The organism is Actibacterium sp. D185-2 (assembly GCF_054954595.1).
In genome coordinates, this window is record NZ_JBPWNX010000005.1 from 197852 (window position 1) to 215458 (window position 17607).

Annotated in this window: 14 protein-coding genes and 2 tRNA genes; 10 read left to right on the top strand and 6 right to left on the bottom strand. The window is 64.1% G+C overall.

Annotated elements, in window-relative coordinates; translation table 11 throughout:
- Nucleotides 1-143 precede the first annotated feature (143 nt).
- Entirely contained in the window at nt 144-1562 is a 1419-nt protein-coding gene (gene rimK, locus ACSR1C_RS11390; RefSeq protein WP_460259547.1) for a 30S ribosomal protein S6--L-glutamate ligase, read from the bottom strand.
- 75 nt (nt 1563-1637) lie between these two features.
- Here rimK and tgt point away from each other — a divergent pair, with 75 nt between their 5' ends.
- The 5 genes from tgt to ACSR1C_RS11415 all read left to right on the top strand — a co-directional run bounded on the left by tgt (nt 1638) and on the right by ACSR1C_RS11415 (nt 7362).
- A complete protein-coding gene (tgt, locus tag ACSR1C_RS11395; protein ID WP_460259353.1) occupies nt 1638-2768 on the top strand; it encodes a tRNA guanosine(34) transglycosylase Tgt in 1131 nt (376 codons plus the stop codon).
- A 105-nt stretch (nt 2769-2873) separates the two neighbouring features.
- Nucleotides 2874-3974, top strand: coding sequence for an alkene reductase (locus tag ACSR1C_RS11400; protein ID WP_460259352.1), 1101 nt, complete (start codon nt 2874-2876; stop codon nt 3972-3974).
- Nucleotides 3975-4274: 300 nt separating this feature from the next.
- Entirely contained in the window at nt 4275-6683 is a 2409-nt protein-coding gene (lon, locus tag ACSR1C_RS11405; RefSeq protein WP_460259351.1) for an endopeptidase La, read from the top strand.
- A gap of 177 nt (nt 6684-6860) precedes the next feature.
- A complete protein-coding gene (locus ACSR1C_RS11410) occupies nt 6861-7268 on the top strand; it encodes an HU family DNA-binding protein (protein WP_460259350.1) in 408 nt (135 codons plus the stop codon).
- A gap of 19 nt (nt 7269-7287) precedes the next feature.
- Nucleotides 7288-7362: transfer RNA gene (locus tag ACSR1C_RS11415), tRNA-Val, on the top strand.
- A 235-nt stretch (nt 7363-7597) separates the two neighbouring features.
- Here the strand turns inward: ACSR1C_RS11415 and eno are convergent.
- From eno to ACSR1C_RS11435, 4 genes are all read right to left on the bottom strand, one after another.
- Nucleotides 7598-8872 (bottom strand): phosphopyruvate hydratase, encoded by a 1275-nt coding sequence (eno, locus tag ACSR1C_RS11420; RefSeq protein WP_460259349.1) that lies wholly within the window; start codon nt 8870-8872, stop codon nt 7598-7600.
- 42 nt (nt 8873-8914) lie between these two features.
- The gene (locus ACSR1C_RS11425; protein WP_460259348.1) at nt 8915-9790 is read right to left on the bottom strand and encodes a DMT family transporter; all 876 of its coding nucleotides are present in this window, start codon (nt 9788-9790) and stop codon (nt 8915-8917) included.
- 149 nt (nt 9791-9939) lie between these two features.
- Nucleotides 9940-10869: a class I fructose-bisphosphate aldolase gene (locus ACSR1C_RS11430; protein ID WP_460259347.1), complete on the bottom strand. Its 930-nt coding sequence runs from the start codon at nt 10867-10869 to the stop codon at nt 9940-9942.
- A 199-nt stretch (nt 10870-11068) separates the two neighbouring features.
- Nucleotides 11069-12262: a phosphoglycerate kinase gene (locus tag ACSR1C_RS11435; RefSeq protein ID WP_460259346.1), complete on the bottom strand. Its 1194-nt coding sequence runs from the start codon at nt 12260-12262 to the stop codon at nt 11069-11071.
- A gap of 138 nt (nt 12263-12400) precedes the next feature.
- Between ACSR1C_RS11435 and ACSR1C_RS11440 the strand changes: the two genes are divergently transcribed.
- The 3 genes from ACSR1C_RS11440 (at nt 12401) to ACSR1C_RS11450 (ending at nt 14792) form a co-directional block, all read left to right on the top strand.
- Complete coding sequence (locus tag ACSR1C_RS11440) at nt 12401-12907, top strand: peptidylprolyl isomerase (protein WP_460259345.1); 507 nt, start codon at nt 12401-12403, stop codon at nt 12905-12907.
- Nucleotides 12900-13448, top strand: a complete 549-nt coding sequence (locus tag ACSR1C_RS11445) for a peptidylprolyl isomerase (RefSeq protein ID WP_460259344.1) — start codon at nt 12900-12902, stop codon at nt 13446-13448. Before ACSR1C_RS11440 ends, ACSR1C_RS11445 begins: the two co-directional genes overlap by 8 nt.
- A 75-nt stretch (nt 13449-13523) precedes the next feature.
- Nucleotides 13524-14792 carry a VPLPA-CTERM sorting domain-containing protein gene (locus ACSR1C_RS11450; RefSeq protein ID WP_460259343.1) on the top strand — a complete coding sequence of 423 codons (1269 nt, stop codon included), beginning with the start codon at nt 13524-13526 and terminating at the stop codon, nt 14790-14792.
- Nucleotides 14793-14863: 71 nt separating this feature from the next.
- Here the strand turns inward: ACSR1C_RS11450 and tyrS are convergent, their stop codons facing one another.
- Nucleotides 14864-16117: a tyrosine--tRNA ligase gene (gene tyrS, locus ACSR1C_RS11455; protein WP_460259342.1), complete on the bottom strand. Its 1254-nt coding sequence runs from the start codon at nt 16115-16117 to the stop codon at nt 14864-14866.
- Between the two features lie 68 nt (nt 16118-16185).
- Here tyrS and ACSR1C_RS11460 point away from each other — a divergent pair, with 68 nt between their 5' ends.
- Together ACSR1C_RS11460 and ACSR1C_RS11465 are read left to right on the top strand one after the other, a co-directional pair.
- A complete protein-coding gene (locus tag ACSR1C_RS11460) occupies nt 16186-17298 on the top strand; it encodes an anhydro-N-acetylmuramic acid kinase (protein ID WP_460259341.1) in 1113 nt (370 codons plus the stop codon).
- A gap of 75 nt (nt 17299-17373) precedes the next feature.
- Nucleotides 17374-17449 (top strand) — tRNA-Val (locus ACSR1C_RS11465).
- Nucleotides 17450-17607: the final 158 nt, after the last annotated feature.

Sequence of the window (17607 nt, forward strand, 5' to 3'; positions counted from 1 at the left end):
CGCCGTCCAGTGGCCGGGCCGCCTCGCCCGGTTTCCCCGACCTGCCCGCCTCTTCATCTTCGTGCAAATATCCCCGCCGGAGGCCGCGCCCGCCAGGGCGCCCGAAAAGAAATGGCCCGGAACGGGCCGCGATCCGGAAACGCTCAGGCCCCGCTACGGGGGGTGCGTTTACGTGCCGGGGTCGGGCGCACGCGCTTTTCGATCTCATCGAACAGCAGCCCCGGCAGGTTCTTGCCGCTGGCCTTCTCGATCCCCTCGAACCCGGGCGAGGAATTCACCTCCAGCACTTTCGGTCCATCCTCCGAGCGCAGCAGATCGACCCCGGCCATGTTCAGCCGGAACGCCCGCGCCGCCCGCACCGCGGTGTCACGCTCGGCCTTGGTGATGCGTACCGGTTCGGCCCGGCCGCCCTGATGCAGGTTCGAGCGGAACTCGCCCGGCTCGGCCACCCGGCGCATCGCCGCCACCACCTTGCCGCCGATCACCAGACAGCGGATATCCTCGCCCGCCGCTTCCTTGACGAAATGCTGCACCAGAAAGCTGGCCTTGAGCCCGCGAAACGCCGAAATCACCGATTGCGCGGCCTTCTTGGTTTCGGCCAGCACCACGCCCTTGCCTTGCGTCGATTCCAGCAGCTTCACGATCAGCGGCGCGCCGCCCACCAGCGCGATCAGGCTGTCATTGTCCTTGGGCGAGGCGGCGAAGGCGGTGGTCGGCATCCCGATGCGGTGGCGCGCAAGGATCTGATGGGCATAAAGCTTGTCGCGGCTGGCGGTGATCCCGTCAGAGCCGTTGACGCAATAGGTGCCGATGGTTTCGAACTGGCGGATCACCGCGGTGCCATAGGCGGTGAACGATGCACCGATGCGCGGGATCACCGCGTCATAGCGGGGCAGGCGCTGGCCGTCGTAATGCACTTCGGGCGCCAGCGCGTTGATCGCCATATAGCAGCGCGAGGTGTCGATCACCTCGACCACATGGCCGCGCTTTTCGCCTTCGGCCACAATCCGGCGGGTGGAATAATTGTGCTCTTCGCGGCTGAGCACGGCGATGCGCAGGGTGCGGGCCGGGGCCACCTCGCGCACGGCGGTGGAATGATAGACGTCATAGGACAGTTGCGGCTGGCAAAAGCTGTCGCCGGGGCTGATCACCACATCGTCGCCCAGGGCCTGACGGCCCAGCAGCATCCGGTAAGCCATGCCGCCGCGATGGGTCAGGGTCAGTTCGATCGGCCAGTTTCGGTCGCCGATGGCGATCTCGGTGGCGATGACATAGCGCAGTTCGGTCTCGCCGTTCGAGGATGTCACCTCGCGCCGGTCCACCATATCGGCCGAGCAGGGGATCGACAGATCCTCGCGCCCCGGAATCGGATGCACGGCAAAGCGCACCCGGGGATGGCTGGCCGGTCCGAACGGTTCGATATCGAACGCATGCAGCGCCGAGGTCTTGGCCCCGGTATCGACCTTGGCCTTCAGCGCGGGCAGTCCGAGCCCCGGAAAGGCGACCCATTCTTCCCACCCCAGACGAAATTCGCTGGTATCGGTGCCGATGCCATCCATCATCATGTCGTGCCCTTCTTGGAATTTCCGTGGAATCGCCTATACCGGCCCTCCCACTGACGGCTTGCAGGAACAGATATGGCCGAGCGTTTCAACTTCCATGTGAATTCCCGCGACGGAAAAGCGAGGGAAGGCGTGATTTCGACCCCCAGGGGGCAGATCCGCACGCCCGCCTTCATGCCCGTGGGCACCGCCGCGACCGTCAAGGCGATGATGCCCGAAAGCGTGGCCGCCTCCGGCGCCGATATCCTGCTGGGCAATACCTATCACCTGATGCTGCGCCCCACCGCCGAACGGATCGACCGGCTGGGCGGATTGCACCGGTTCATGAACTGGCAAAAGCCGATCCTGACCGACAGCGGCGGCTTTCAGGTCATGAGCCTGTCGGGCCTGCGCAAGCTGACCGAGCAGGGGGTGAAGTTCAAATCCCATATCGACGGGTCCGAACATATGCTGACGCCCGAGCGCAGCATGGAAATTCAGCGCCTGCTGGGCAGCGACATCGTGATGTGTTTCGACGAATGTCCCGCCTTGCCCGCCTCCGAAGAGCGGGTGGCCGAGAGCATGCGCATGTCGATGCGTTGGGCCGCGCGCTCGAAACAGGCGTTTGGCGACCGGCCCGGCCACGCGCTGTTCGGCATTCAGCAGGGCGGTGTCACCCGGGATCTGCGCGCCGAAAGCGCCGAAAAGCTGCGCGAGATCGGCTTTGACGGCTATGCGGTGGGCGGCCTTGCGGTCGGCGAGGGGCAGGAGGCGATGTTCGGCGTCCTCGACTATGCCACCGACATGCTGCCCGAGGACAAGCCGCGCTATCTGATGGGTGTGGGCAAACCCGACGATATCGTGGGCGCGGTCAAGCGCGGCATCGACATGATGGATTGCGTGCTGCCGTCGCGGTCCGGCCGCACCGGGCAGGTGTTCACCCGCCACGGCGTGGTCAACATCAAGAACGCCCGCCATCAGGATGATCCCCGCCCCCTGGACGCGGCATGCACCTGTCCGGCCTGCCGCAATTATTCGCGCGCCTATCTGCATCATGTGTTCCGCGCGCAGGAGATCATCAGCTCGATGCTGCTGACCTGGCACAACCTGCATTATTATCAGGAACTGATGCAGGGGCTGCGCGATGCGGTCGCGGCGGGCACGTTCGGCGCGTTCGAGGCGGATTTCCACGCGCAGCGGGCGGAGGGCGATATCGCGCCGCTCTAACCCGGCGCCGGGGCGATCACGAAGTCGTGAAGGCGTGGCCGCTGTCTGCCGCGATGCGGTGGGCTAGGTGCCTTTGGGACTTCAAACAGATCTTGTGAGGACCCAATGGCCGACGCGAAACTGTTCTCGCCCTTCGTGGCGGGTGAGATTGAACTGAAAAACCGTATTGTCATGGCTCCGCTGACGCGCAACCGCGCCCGGCCCGAGGATGACGCCCCCTATGATCTGCACGCGACCTATTACGGCCAGCGGGCCAGTGCCGGGCTGATCATCACCGAGGCCTCGCAAATCTCGCCCGAGGGTAAGGGCTATGCCTGGACGCCGGGAGTTTACAGCGACGCGCAGATCGCGGGCTGGAAGCAGGTCACCGACGCGGTACACGCGAAGGGCGGCAAGATCGTGATCCAGCTGTGGCATGTGGGGCGCGTGTCGCATACCGTGCTGCAACCCGGCGGGGCCAAGCCGGTCGCGCCCTCGGCCATCGCTGCCGAAGCCCAGACCTTCGACGGCACGCAGTTCCTTGCGACCTCGGAGCCGCGCGCGCTGGATCTGAAGGAAATCCCGCGGCTGATCGAGGATTTCCGCCGCGCCGCCGAAAACGCCAAGGCCGCCGGGTTTGACGGGGTCGAGGTGCACGCCGCCAATGGCTATCTGCTGGATCAGTTCCTGCGCGACGGTGCCAACACGCGCACGGACGCCTATGGCGGATCGATCGAAAACCGCACACGCCTGTTGCTTGAGGTGATGGATGCGGTGACCGATGTCTGGGGGGCGGGCCGCGTGGGGATCCGGCTCAGCCCGTTTTCGAACGCCAACGGGATCAGCGACAGCGACCCGGTGCCGCTGTTTCGTCATGTGATCGAAAAGCTCAACAGCTACGGTCTGGCCTATCTGCATATGATCGAAGGCCAGACCGGCGGTGCGCGCGAGTTGCCCGAGGACGCCAGCATCAGCGACCTGCGGCAGTTGTTCGACGGGGCCTATATGGCCAATAACGGCTATGATCGGAAAATGGCCATCGATGCGGTCGAAACCGGCGCGGCGGACCTGATCGCCTTTGGCAAGCTGTTCATCGCCAACCCCGATCTTGTCGAACGGCTGCGCCGCGATTCCGCTCTCAACCCGCTCGACCCTGACACGCTTTATGGCGGCGGCGAAACCGGGCTGATCGATTATCCGTTCCTGGAAGACAGCGAAGTCGCCTGACCGGTCTGCCGTCGCCCATGCACGTGACGGATGAATAACGGTGTTCCGGGCCCGCAAAAGGCGCCCGGAACGGTTTTGCGCCGCGTGAAATGCAAAAATTTTAGTTTTCCGGCGGCGGCGGGCGCAGAACAGCCCTTGCTCACCGCCAGTGTGCCGGGCATGCTGTTTGGCAAGCCGATAACAGGTCATGGTTGAAATCCGGGCGCGATCCCCCAGATATTGAGACGATGACCGGGGAGGGCCAAGCGCTGCCGCCAATTCGGGGCCGGTGCCTTCTTGCCAAGAGCCAAGGAAAAAAACATGCACGAGCAAATCAGCCAATCCTATCCCGTCCTGCCGCTGCGCGACATCGTGGTGTTTCCCCACATGATCGTGCCGCTGTTCGTGGGCCGTGAAAAATCCGTCCGCGCGCTGGAAGAGGTGATGGCCGACGACAAGCAGATCCTGCTGTCCAGCCAGATCGATCCGTCTGTGGACGACCCGACCACCGACGGTATCTACCGCACCGGTGTGCTGGCCAATGTGTTGCAACTTCTCAAACTGCCCGACGGCACCGTCAAGGTTCTGGTCGAGGGCCGCTCGCGCGTGCGCATCGGCGACTTTCTGGACAACGAGGAGTTCTTCGAGGCCGAGGCCATCGCGCTGGACGAGGTGCCCGGCGACGAGGCCACGCTGGAGGCTTTGGCGCGCACGGTGTCGAAGGAATTCGAGCGTTACGCCAAGGTGAAAAAGAACATCCCCGAAGAGGCGCTGTCAGCCGTGTCCGAGACCCGCGAGGCGGCCAAGCTGGCCGATCTGGTGGCCGGTCATCTGGGCATCGAGGTGGACCAGAAGCAGGAGTTGCTGGAGACCCTCTCTGTCGCGGAGCGGCTGGAGAAGATCTATGGCCTGATGCAGGGCGAAATGTCGGTGCTGCAGGTCGAGAAGAAGATCAAGACCCGTGTCAAATCGCAGATGGAGCGCACCCAGCGCGAATATTATCTGAATGAGCAGATGAAGGCCATTCAGAAGGAGTTGGGCGACGGCGACGAAGGCCAGAACGAGATTGCCGAGCTGGAAGAGCGGGTCGCCGCCACCAAGCTGAGCAAAGAGGCCCGCGAAAAGGCCGATGCCGAGATCAAGAAGCTGAAGTCGATGTCGCCGATGTCGGCCGAGGCCACGGTGGTGCGCAACTATCTGGACTGGATGCTGTCGATCCCATGGGGCGTGCGCAGCCGCGTCAAGAAGGATCTGTCCCGCGCGCAAAGCGTGCTGGACGACGATCACTATGGCCTGGAGAAGGTCAAGGAACGCATCGTCGAATATCTGGCGGTGCAGCAGCGCAGCAAGAAGCTGAAAGGCCCGATTCTGTGCCTTGTCGGCCCGCCGGGCGTCGGCAAAACCAGTTTGGGCAAGTCGGTGGCCAAGGCCACGGGGCGCGAATTCATCCGCATCAGCCTTGGCGGCGTGCGCGACGAATCCGAGATCCGGGGCCACCGCCGGACTTATATCGGCTCGATGCCGGGCAAGATCATCCAGGCGCTGAAGAAGGCGAAGACGACCAATCCGCTGATCCTGCTCGACGAGATCGACAAGATGGGCCAGGATTTCCGCGGCGACCCGGCCTCTGCCATGCTGGAAGTGCTGGATCCGGAGCAGAACTCGACATTCGTCGATCACTATCTGGAGGTCGAATATGACCTTTCGGACGTGATGTTCCTGACCACGGCGAACTCTTACAACATGCCGGGGCCGCTTCTGGACCGGATGGAGATCATTCCGCTGGCCGGCTACACCGAGGATGAAAAGCGCGAAATCGCGCGTCAGCACCTGATCGACAAGCAGATCAAGAACCACGGGTTGCGCAAGGGCGAGTTCGAAGTGTCCGACGCCGCGCTGATGGAAATGATCCGCACCTATACCCGCGAGGCGGGCGTGCGGAATCTTGAGCGCGAGATCGCGAAACTGGCGCGCAAGGCGGTGACCCGGATCGTGCGCAAGGATGTGGACAAGGTGGTGGTGACGCCCGAGAACCTGGAAGAGTTCCTTGGCGTCAAGCGCTACCGTTATGGTCTGGCCGAGAAAGAGGATCAGGTGGGCGTTGTTACCGGTCTGGCCTGGACCAGCGTCGGCGGCGAGTTGCTGTCGATCGAGGCGCTGAAACTGCCCGGCAAGGGGCGGATGAAGACCACCGGCAAGCTGGGTGACGTGATGAAGGAATCGATCGACGCCGCGTCGTCTTTCGTGCGCTCCATCGCGCCCGAGATCGGGGTAAAGCCGCCGGTGTTCGAAAAGGTCGACATCCACGTTCACGTCCCCGAGGGCGCCACACCCAAGGACGGGCCGTCGGCAGGTGTCGGCATGGTCACCTCGATCGTGTCGGTTCTGACCGGCATTCCGGTGCGCAAGGACATCGCCATGACCGGCGAGGTCACGCTGCGCGGCAATGTGCTGGCGATCGGCGGGCTGAAGGAAAAGCTTCTGGCGGCGCTGCGCGGTGGCATCAAGACCGTTCTGATCCCGGAAGAGAATGCCAAGGATCTGCCCGAAATTCCGGACAACGTGAAAGAAGGGCTGACGATCATCCCGGTGGCCCATGTCGACGACGTGCTGAAACATGCGCTGGTACGGCAGCCCGAACCGATCGAATGGGACGAGGCCGCCGAAGAGGCCGCAGCGCAGGCCGCGCTGGCGGCGCGCGGCGTGGGTCACGGGGCCACGGCCCATTAAGACTGCTGCGAAAAGCATCACTGCAAGGCGCGCCCGCGAGGCGCGCCTTTGTTTTTGGGGTCAAACTGCGTCAAACCTTTCGGATCAGTGGCGCGGGGGCGGCAAAGAGGCTATGGTCGGGACAAGGGAAACACGCGAGCATAAACAGCGCTGAATCCCGTTTGAGGGAGCTTAACAATGGTTACGCACATGATTCGAAAAAGCATGAAGGCCCGCGGCGACGCGGCGACGCGGATCGCGGCTGCTGCCACGACCACGGAAACGGACGATGCGACCGTCACCGCCCCGGCCTCCGAAGAGGCGGCAGAGGGTAAGGTCTTTCTGCGCAAGCGGGAACTGATCGACCGCGTGGTGACGGAATCGGGGATGAAGAAAAAGGACGTAAAGCCGGTCGTCGAGGCGATGCTGGCGGTTCTTGGCAACGCCCTGTCGGATGGCGAGGTTCTGAACGTCAATCCACTGGGGAAAATTTCGGTGAACCGCAGGAAAGAGCTGAGCAACGGTGAGGTTCTGACCGCCCGCATCCGCCGGGTGGCGGTGTCGGAAGAACCGGTGAAAGAGGCTCTTGCAGAGCCGGGTGAGTAGCGTTATTACGCCCTCCACCGGGTGATTAGCTCAGTGGTAGAGCGCTTCGTTCACATCGAAGATGTCAGGAGTTCGAATCTCTTATCACCCACCATGAATTCCTGTCGGGATTGCGACACGAAACGGACCGGCGGCCATCAGGCGCCGGTCCGTTTTGCGTTTTCGCCGGTTTTCAGAATGGGGCCCGTGCCGGGCCATTTCTTTTGCCTGGCCCCCTGCGGGGGCTCAGGTTTGCCTCCGGCGGGGATATTTGTGCGAAAAAGAAACAAGGCGTTTGAAACGAAAAACCCCCGCCGGGGTCAGGCGGGGGTCTTGAAGGCGCGGTGCGCTTATTTCAGGATCGAGCGTCCGGCATATTGCGCGGTTTCGCCCAGCATTTCCTCGATCCGGATCAGCTGATTGTATTTCGCCAGCCGGTCGGAACGCGAGAGCGAGCCGGTCTTGATCTGCCCGCAATTGGTGGCCACGGCCAGATCGGCGATGGTCGCATCCTCGGTTTCGCCCGAGCGGTGCGACATCACGTTGGTATAGCGCGCACGGTGGGCCATATCGACGGCGGCCAGGGTTTCGGTCAGGCTGCCGATCTGGTTGACCTTGACCAGCATCGAGTTGGCGACGCCCTGTTTGATACCTTCGGCCAGGCGGGCGGGGTTGGTGACAAAAAGGTCGTCGCCGACCAGTTGAATCTTGTCGCCCAGGGTGTCGGTCAGCAGTTTCCAGCCGGCCCAGTCGTCTTCGTCGCAGCCATCTTCGATCGAGATGATCGGGTAGTCGGCGCAGAGTGCCTGCAGATAGGCGACGTTCTCGGCGGCGCTCAGGGATTTGCCTTCGCCCTTCATCTCATATTTGCCGCCCGAGTAATATTCGCTCGAGGCGCAGTCGAGCGCGAGGTAGATGTCCTCGCCCGGTGTGTAGCCGGCCTTTTCGATGGATTTGAGGATGAAATCCAGCGCCTCGCGGGTCGAGCTGAGGTTGGGGGCAAAGCCGCCCTCGTCGCCGATGCCGGTGTTGTGGCCAGCGGCGGAGAGTTCTTTTTTCAGGGTGTGGAACACTTCGGACCCCATGCGTACGGCGTCGCGGATATTGCCCGCGCTGACCGGCATGATCATGAATTCCTGGATGTCGATCGGGTTGTCGGCATGTTCGCCGCCATTGATGATGTTCATCATCGGCACCGGAAGCATCCGCGCCGAGGTGCCGCCGACATAGCGGTATAGCGGTTGGGCGGTGAAATCGGCGGCGGCCTTGGCGGCGGCGAGGCTGACGCCCAGAATGGCGTTGGCGCCCAGGCGGCCCTTGTTGGTCGTGCCGTCCAGTTCGATCATGGAGCCGTCGATGGCCACCTGCTCGGTCGCGTCCATGCCGACCAGTGCCTCGGCGATCTCACCGTTGACGGCGGCCACGGCCTCGAGCACGCCCTTGCCCATGTAGCGCGACATGTCGCCGTCGCGCTTTTCCACGGCCTCATGCGCGCCGGTCGAGGCGCCCGAGGGCACAGCGGCCCGGCCCATGGTGCCGTCTTCGAGGATAACGTCCACCTCGACGGTGGGATTGCCCCGGCTGTCAAGGATTTCACGGCCAATGATGTCGATGATGGTGCTCATGGGACAGGTCCTGATTTGCTGCAAAAAAAACTTGGAAAACTTCTATCCCCCCCGCAGGCGGGAGGAAAGGGCGCGTTCACGCGCGAAGGTGTAAAGCCCCGACCCGATGATGATCGCGGCCCCCAGCAGGGTCCAGTGATCGGGGCGTTCGCCGAAGATCGCGACGCCGATGATCAGCGCGAACAGCAGCCGGGCATAGCGAAACGGGGTCACGGCCGCCACATCGCCGACGCGGGTCGCCTCGACCACCGCGTAATAGCCCGCAACCCCCATCATCAGCGCGCCCGCCAGTAGCGTGGCGCCGGACAGGTCGATCGGCTGCGGCGACGGGCCGAAGCCCAGCAGCACGATGCCGGCAGGCACCAGGGCGGCGAACCCGTAGGCCGACAGTTGCAGCGAGCTGACGCTGCGCGGGATCGCCCGCACCGCCAGGTCGCGCGTGGCCAGGCCGATCACCGCCCCCACCGCCAGAAGCGAGGCGGGCTGGAACCCGTCCAGCCCCGGCCGGATGATCATCAGCACGCCGATCAGGCCCACGGCGATCGCGCTCCAGCGGCGCCAGCCGACCTCGGCGCGAAAGAACACTGCAGCGCCCAGCGTGACCGCCAGCGGCGTGGCCTGGATCACCGCCGACGCGGTCGAGATCGGGATCAGCGACAGCGCCGAGATGAAGCAGATCGCGGTGCCCAACTCGGCCAGATTGCGCAGCATCACCGGCGGACGCAGCAGGTCGCGCGACAGGATGCGCTGGCCGCGCCGCATCGCCATCAGCGAAAAGGCGATCGTGCCGCCGCCGCCCAGCAGGATCAGGATCTGACCCACGGGCAGGCTGTCGGACAGTTTCTTGATGAACATGTCCTCAAGCGCGAAACCCGCCATCGCGGCGGTCATCAGGAAAATGCCGCGAAGATTGTCCATGGGCCTGCCTCGTGGGAAAATACGTGACAGGCTTAGACCCGCGCGCGGGCCGGGGAAAGGGCGAAACGGCCGCCCCTTCGGAATTTGGGCGAAGGTCCCCTGCGGGCCGGCGAAACCCGCCCGCAGGGGATGGATCGGCGCGGCGCGGATCAGGCCTTGCCCTTGTAGATGTCGACCAGCTTGCCCAGCATATCCAGCGCATCCTCGCGCGAGCGCTGAAAGCTGTTGCGCCCGATGATCGAGCCGTTGCCGCCGCCGTCGCGGATCGCGCGGGCGTCGTCATAGACGCTGTCGGCGCCCTTCTTGGCCCCGCCCGAGAACACGATGATGCGGCGGCCGTCGAAGGCCGACTGCACACAATGGGCGACGCGGGCGGCCTGGGTCGACACGTCGATGCCCTGTTCTTCGTAGACCTTCTTGGCCTCGGGCAGCATCAGGTGGTCGGTGCTGAGTTTGATCTTGATGATATGGGCGCCCAGAAGGGCCGCGATATGACCGGCATAGGCGGCGACATCGATGGCGGTTTCGCCGTCCTTGGTCACGGCCTCGCCGCGCGGATAGGACCAGATCACGGTGGCCACGCCCTTGGCGGCGGCCTCTTTGCGCATCTCGACGATCTCTTCGAACATGTCCAGCGCGCAGTCGGAACCCGGATAGATGGTAAAGCCGATCGCGGCGCAGCCCAGCCGCAGCGCGTCATCGACCGAGGCGGTGACGGCCTGATTCTTGCCGGCGGTGTCGGACATCAGCGAATTGGCCGAGTTCACCTTCAGGATGGTGGGGATCTGACCGGCGAAGGTGTCGGCGCCGGCCTCAAGCGGACCCAGCGGCGCGGCATAGGCATTCAGCCCCGCGTCGATCGCCATCTGATAGTGGTAATGCGGATCATAGCCCGCGGGGTTCGGGGCAAAGCTGCGGGCGGGGCCGTGTTCGAACCCCTGATCGACCGGCAGGATGATCATCTTGCCGGTACCGCCCAGCTTGCCCTGCATCAGCATCCGGCACAGGTTGGCCTTGACGCCGGGGGTTTCGCCTTCGTAGTTCGACAGGATTTTCTGAACGGTCCGGGTCGCCTTCATTGCGCTGTTCCTTTCGGCAAAAAAAGTCATTTCCATAGGGCTTAGAAGGCCCCCGGCATTGGTGCAATGGGGTTCGCGCTAACAGATCCGCGGTAATCGGTTTTTGCGCCCTGAAAGGCACTTTGGCGGTCGCAGACAGCAAAAGCGGCGCCTTTCCGCAAAAAGACGCCGCGCTGTTGGCTGTGCAGATGGGCCGGGATCAGCCCTGTTGCAGCGCCGCGACGCCGGGCAGGGTCTTGCCCTCCATCCATTCCAGGAACGCGCCCCCGGCGGTGGAGATATAGCTGAACTTGTCGGCAGCCCCCGAGATGTTCAGCGCGGCCACGGTGTCGCCGCCGCCGGCCACGGTGACCAGCCGGTCGGCCTCGGTCAGTTCGGCTGCCTTTTGCGCCGCCGCGTTGGTGGCCGTATCGAATGGCGGGATTTCGAATGCGCCGAGCGGGCCGTTCCAGATCAGGGTGCGGCATTTCTCGAACACCTCTTCGATGCGGGCCACGGTATCGGGGCCGGCATCCAGGATCATCGCATCCTCGGGGCAGGTGGTGGCCAGCATGACCTCGTGCTCGGCATTGGCTGCGAATTCCCAAGCCACGACCACGTCGGTTGGCAACACGATCTCGCAGCCCGCGGCCTTGGCCTTTTCCATGATTTCGGTGGCGGTGCCGGTCATGTCATGCTCGGCCAGGGATTTGCCCACGTTGATGCCCTGCGCGGCCAGGAAGGTGTTGGCCATGCCGCCGCCGATCACCAGATAATCGACCTTGGTCACCAGATTGCCCAACAGTTCCAGCTTGGAGGAAACCTTGGCGCCGCCGACCACGGCCACCACCGGGCGCTCGGGCTTGGACAGCGCGCCTTCCAGCGCCTTCAGTTCGGCCTCCATCAGCCGGCCTGCAGCACAGGGCAGCAGCCGCGCGATGCCTTCGGTCGAGGCATGGGCCCGGTGCGCCGCCGAAAATGCGTCGTTCACATAGATGTCGCCAAGCGCCGCCAGCGAGGCCGCCATCAGCGGGTCGTTCTTTTCCTCGCCCGCGTGAAAGCGGGTGTTTTCCAGCAGCAGAACGTCGCCTTCGGTCAGCGCGGAGACCGCCTGCTTGGCGGGCAGGCCGATGCAGTTCTCGGCGAACAGCACGTCGCGGCCCAGTGCCTCTTCCAGCGCGGGCAGGGTGACCTTCAGGCTCATCTCGGGGACGACCTGGCCCTTGGGGCGACCGAAATGCGCCATCAGGACCGGCTTGCCGCCCTTGGCCAGAATATCGGAAATGGTGGGCACGATCCGCTCGATCCGGGTGGCGTCGGTGACGTGGCCGTTTTCCACCGGCACGTTGATATCCACGCGCACCAGCACGACCTTTCCGGCCATATCCAGATCATCAAGGGTTTTCCAGGCCATGGCTGCATCCTCAGCTAGCAATCGGTTGCCCCATAGACGCCGATCCGCGTGCGGGCGTCAACATGGTTGCCACCGGGGTCTTCCCTTTGCCGCGCCACCACACTAGGTTTTGCGCAAACATGACAGGAGGACCGGCAGATGGCCGCGATCAAGGACCCCGAAAACACCATTCTGATGGAGCTGAAAGACGGCACCGTGACGATCGAGCTGCTGGCCGACGTGGCCCCCAAGCACGTTGAGCGGATGAAAGAGCTGGCCCGCGCCGGCGCCTATGACAATGTGGTCTTCCACCGGGTGATCGAGGGTTTCATGGCCCAGACCGGCGATGTGGCCAACGGCAATGCCGAAAAGGACTATAACCCGCGCCGTGCAGGCACCGGCGGGTCCGATCTGCCCGATCTGCCGGCCGAATTTTCCAAGCTGCCGCATGATCGGGGCACGCTGGGGGCTGCGCGCTCGGCCAACCCGAACTCGGCCAATTCGCAGTTCTTCATCAACTTTTCCGACAACAATTTCCTGAACGGCCAATACACCGTCTACGGCCGGGTGATTTCGGGGATGGAGCACGTGGACGCGATCGCCCGGGGCGAACCGCCCGCGGAGCCCGACCGCATGATCAGCGTCAAGGTGGCCGCGGATGCGTAATCTCGCGCTGGCACTGGGGCTGCTGGCGGCCGGCCCCGCCGCCGCCACCGGCCTGGAAGTCGAGGTCGCGGGCGCGGCGAACGGGGTCATCACCATCGACCTGTTCGAAGATGCGGCGCCGGGCCATGTGGAACGCATCGTGGCGCTGGCCAATGATGGCGCCTATGACAACGTGGTGTTTCACCGGGTCATCCCCGGCTTCATGGCGCAGACCGGCGATGTCGAATTCGGCAAGCTGGGCGGCGACATGCGCATGGCGGGGCGGGGCGGTTCGGCGCTGCCCGACCTGCCGGCCGAGTTTTCCGATCTGCCGTTCGAGCGCGGTGTGGTCGGCATGGCGCGTTCGGCCAGCCCGGATTCGGCCAACAGCCAGTTCTTCATCATGTTCGCCCCGGCGCCGCATCTGAACGGCCAATATACCGTGGTCGGCACCGTGACCGGCGGTCTGGATGTGCTGGACGCGATCAAGAAAGGCGCGGGTCGCAATGGCGAGGTCGTCGGCCAGCCCGACGTGATGACCAAGGTCACCGTCACCGACTGATCCGCCCTTTCGGACTGTCAAGAAACTGTCAATTACCCCCGATAAGACGGCTGTCATGTTTTATCGGGGGTTTTCATGAAACGATTTTTGCTGCTCAGCGTCGCCGGCATTCTGCCGCTGGTTGCCATTCCGGCCTATGCCGACTGCGCGCCGGACAATCCTGGCGACGGCGCCACGGTCATTTGCGTCGGCACCGATACCGACGGGTTCGATTTTGACGCGCTGGACGACATCACCATCAGTGTCGACGGTGCCGCCAGCGTTCAGAACAGCGGCGAAGCGGTGAAGGCCGACGATGATCTGACCGTCATCAACAACGGCACGATCCTCAGCACCGGTGACGACGCGATTCAGGCCGACAAGCGCCTGACCGTTACCAATAACGGCACCATCGAAAGCACCGCCAAGGACGGGATCAACGCCGATGACGATGCGACGATCACCAACTTCGGCAGCATCATCGCTGATGATGACGGCGTGCAGGGCGGCGCCAACCTGACCGTGTTGAACAGCGGCACCATCTCGGCCCGCGATGAGGGGATTACCGGCGATGACGGTGTGACGATCACCAATAATGCGGGTGGCGTGATCGAGGCCGCAGACGATGCGATCCAGATCGCCAACGACGCCACCATCCACAATTACGGTCTGATCGAGAATGTCGGCACCGACCTTTCCGATCCGCAAGACGCGATCGACATCGATTCCGGCGAGATCTTCAACCATGCCGGTGGCGAGGTCATTTCGACCCTGGATGCGGCGATCGATTTCGACGCAGGCGAGACCGGCACCGGCACGGTACAGAACTGGGGGACGATCTCTGGCACGATCGGCGTGCTGGTCGACCCGTCAAACCAGTCGGGTCAGACGGTGGTCAACTATGCCGGCGGCAGCATTGCCGGCACCTCGGGCATGGCGCTGGATTTGGGGGCGGGCGACGATCTGGTCGCGCTGTATCTGGGTTCCAGCCTGACCGGAGGGATCGACCTGGGCAGCGGTGATGATGCGCTGGTTCTGAATGGCGCCGATTTCGGTCTGGTTGCGGGCGGCGCGCTGCTGGATGGGGGCGACGATTATGACACGCTGTCGCTGACCGACTATCTGTTCGGCGACATTGCCTCGGTCGTGCTGGATCCGGCCGACAGCACGCTGTCGCTGTCGCTTGCCTCTGGCGACGGAACCGCCGATCTGTGGCTGACCAACTGGGAGGCTTTCACCTTCGCCGACGGAACCTACAGCTTTGCCGAGGTTGCGGCGCTGGCCGCCGTGCCGCTGCCCGCCGCCGGGCTGCTGCTGCTGGGCGGGCTTGCCGGACTGGGCGCTTTGGGCCGTCGTCGCCGCTGATCAGGCGCTTTGACTGAAAAGGCCCTTTGCCGGGGGTGGCAAAGGGCCTTTGATTTGCCGGTGCGGTCGGATCAGCCCGCCAGCACCACCAGCGCGTGGCGCTTCTTGCCCGCGCTCAGCTTGATCGGGTTGGCCAGATCGGCGGCGCCGATCATCAGCCCGGTATCGGTCAGCTCCGCGTCATTCAGCCGGGCCCCGTGTTCGGCGATCAGGCGCTTGGCCTCTTTGCCCGATTTGGCCAGTCCCGCACGGGTGATCAACTGTACGATCGAGATGCCGGCGCCGATTTCCTGCGCCGTCAGTTCCAGCGTCGGCAGGTCGTCGCCGGTTCCGCCCTGCTCGAACACGGCGCGCGCGGTGGCTTCGGCGGCTTCGGCGGCGTCTGCGCCGTGGCACAGGGTCGTGACCGCATTGGCCAGAACGATCTTGGCCTCGTTGATCTGCGATCCCTCCAGCGCGCCCAGACGGTCGCATTCGGAAACCGGAAGCTCGGTGTAAAGCTTCAGGAACCGGCCCACATCGGCGTCGGTGGTGTTGCGCCAGAACTGCCAGAACTCATAGCTCGACAGCATATCCTCGTTCAGCCAGATCGCGCCCGACTGCGACTTGCCCATCTTCTTGCCATCCGAGGTGGTCAGCAACGGCGAGGTCAGGCCATAGACCGCGTGATCCAGCACCCGGCGTGTCAGGTCGATGCCGTTGACGATATTGCCCCACTGGTCCGAGCCGCCCATTTGCAGAAGACAGCCGTAGCGGCGGTTCAGTTCCAGAAAATCATAGGCCTGAAGGATCATGTAGTTGAATTCGAGGAAGGATAGCGATTGCTCGCGGTCCAGCCGCGATTTGACGGATTCGAACGACAGCATCCGGTTGACGCTGAAATGCCGCCCGATGTCGCGCAGGAAGTCGAGATAGTTCAGCCCGTCCAGCCATTCGGCGTTGTTGGGCATGATCGCATCCGTGGGCGCATCGCCAAAGGTGATGTATTTGGTGAAGACCTGCTTGATGCCAGCGATATTGGCGTCGATCTGTTCGGGCGTCAGCAGCGGGCGTTCATCGGCCCGGAACGACGGATCGCCCACCTTGGTGGTGCCGCCGCCCATCAGCGCGATGGGCTTGTGCCCGGTCTTTTGCAGCCAGCGCAGCATCATGATCTGGATCAGGCTGCCCACATGCAGCGATTTCGCGGTTGCGTCGAAGCCGATATAGGCGGGAACCACACCGGCGATCAGGGCCTCGTCCAGCCCCTGATAATCGGTGCAGTCGGCCAAAAAGCCACGCTCGATCATCACGCGCAGGAAGTCTGATTTGGGGGTGTAGGTCATCGGCTCACTTGTCCATCAGGGCGGTTTCGGTCACTCATATATCGGTGTGGGGTATGAAGGGGAAGGCCATGTTGAAACCGGGGACGATGCGGGCGCTGGGCGCAATGTCGGGCACGTCGCTTGACGGGGTCGACGCGGCGGTGGTGGAAACCGACGGAAAGACGATTTCCGGCTTTGGCGAAAGGGCCTATCGCCCGTACACGGCGCCCGAGCGCGCGGCGATTGCCGCTGCGCTGGGCCGCTGGCCTGACGACGCCGGGGTCGCGGCGGCGGCCGAGGTGGTGGAAACCGCCCATGCGGCGCTGCTGGCCGGGTTCGACGGGATCGACCTGGTGGGGTTTCACGGCCAGACCCTGGCGCATGAGCCGCGCGGGCGCGGGACCCATCAGGTGGGCGATGGCGGCGTTCTGGCCGAGGTGCTGGGCTGGCCCGTGGTCTGGGATTTCCGCAGCACCGATGTGGAAATGGGCGGCGAGGGCGCGCCGCTGGCGCCATTTTTCCATTTCGCCTGCGCACGGTGGATCGGCGCGCGCGCGCCGCTGGTTTTCGTCAATCTGGGCGGGGTCGGCAACCTGACATGGGTGGACCCGTCGCTGCCCGCGCCAGAGGCCATGGGCGCGCTTCTGGCGTTTGACACCGGCCCCGCAAACGCGCCGCTGAACGATCTGATGCGCGCGCGCCGGGGGCTGGAGTTCGACGAGGACGCCGCGCTGGCCGCCCAGGGCATGGTGGCCGAGGATGTGGTGCAGTCCTTTCTGGCGCATCCGTGGTTTTTGAAGATGCCGCCGAAATCGCTGGATCGCGACGCTTTTCCCGATCTGCCGGGCCGGGTGGCGGATCTGTCCGATGCCGACGCGGCGGCCACGTTGACGGCGATTGCGGCGGCCTGCGTGGCGCGCGGGCTGGAACATTGCCCCGAACCGCCGGCGCGGCTGCTGGTCACCGGGGGCGGGCGCAAGAACCCGCTGATGATGGAAATGCTGATCGAACGCTGCGGTGTGCCCGCCGTGCAGGTCGAAGAGGTCGGGCTGGACGGTGACATGCTGGAAGCGCAGGCTTTTGCCTATCTGGCGGTGCGGGTGGCACGCGGCTTGCCGACCTCATGCCCCGGCACGACGGGCGTGGCGGCGGCGGTGGGGGGCGGACGGATCAGCCAGCCGCGCGGGACGGGCGCGGGTTGAGGCGGGCAATCGGGGTTTTTGGAAAATCGGGGCTTGCAGCGGACAGGCAGGCTGCGTTAAAAGGCGCGCCGGAACGGGTGATTAGCTCAGTTGGTAGAGCGCTTCGTTTACACCGAAGATGTCGGGAGTTCGAGCCTCTCATCACCCACCATTCTATCGCATTGAAAACGCATGATAAATTTGCGCATGGCATCGCGAATATATGGCAGTTTCCGCAAGTTTGCATGGTAAATACCCCTGACGGGGGGAGTGCCGCCATATTGATGCAGGCCATTAGATGCCCTGCAAGGTCGGCTCCAATTCTTTTCG

Bases quoted from the DNA above. Each gene is read 5' to 3' on its own strand.
- rimK (WP_460259547.1), bottom strand. From the start codon at position 1,562: ATGATGGATGGCATCGGCACCGATACCAGCGAATTTCGTCTGGGGTGG.
- tgt (WP_460259353.1), top strand. From the start codon at position 1,638: ATGGCCGAGCGTTTCAACTTCCATGTGAATTCCCGCGACGGAAAAGCG.
- ACSR1C_RS11400 (WP_460259352.1), top strand. From the start codon at position 2,874: ATGGCCGACGCGAAACTGTTCTCGCCCTTCGTGGCGGGTGAGATTGAA.
- lon (WP_460259351.1), top strand. From the start codon at position 4,275: ATGCACGAGCAAATCAGCCAATCCTATCCCGTCCTGCCGCTGCGCGAC.
- ACSR1C_RS11410 (WP_460259350.1), top strand. From the start codon at position 6,861: ATGGTTACGCACATGATTCGAAAAAGCATGAAGGCCCGCGGCGACGCG.
- eno (WP_460259349.1), bottom strand. From the start codon at position 8,872: ATGAGCACCATCATCGACATCATTGGCCGTGAAATCCTTGACAGCCGG.
- ACSR1C_RS11425 (WP_460259348.1), bottom strand. From the start codon at position 9,790: ATGGACAATCTTCGCGGCATTTTCCTGATGACCGCCGCGATGGCGGGT.
- ACSR1C_RS11430 (WP_460259347.1), bottom strand. From the start codon at position 10,869: ATGAAGGCGACCCGGACCGTTCAGAAAATCCTGTCGAACTACGAAGGC.
- ACSR1C_RS11435 (WP_460259346.1), bottom strand. From the start codon at position 12,262: ATGGCCTGGAAAACCCTTGATGATCTGGATATGGCCGGAAAGGTCGTG.
- ACSR1C_RS11440 (WP_460259345.1), top strand. From the start codon at position 12,401: ATGGCCGCGATCAAGGACCCCGAAAACACCATTCTGATGGAGCTGAAA.
- ACSR1C_RS11445 (WP_460259344.1), top strand. From the start codon at position 12,900: ATGCGTAATCTCGCGCTGGCACTGGGGCTGCTGGCGGCCGGCCCCGCC.
- ACSR1C_RS11450 (WP_460259343.1), top strand. From the start codon at position 13,524: ATGAAACGATTTTTGCTGCTCAGCGTCGCCGGCATTCTGCCGCTGGTT.
- tyrS (WP_460259342.1), bottom strand. From the start codon at position 16,117: ATGACCTACACCCCCAAATCAGACTTCCTGCGCGTGATGATCGAGCGT.
- ACSR1C_RS11460 (WP_460259341.1), top strand. From the start codon at position 16,186: ATGTTGAAACCGGGGACGATGCGGGCGCTGGGCGCAATGTCGGGCACG.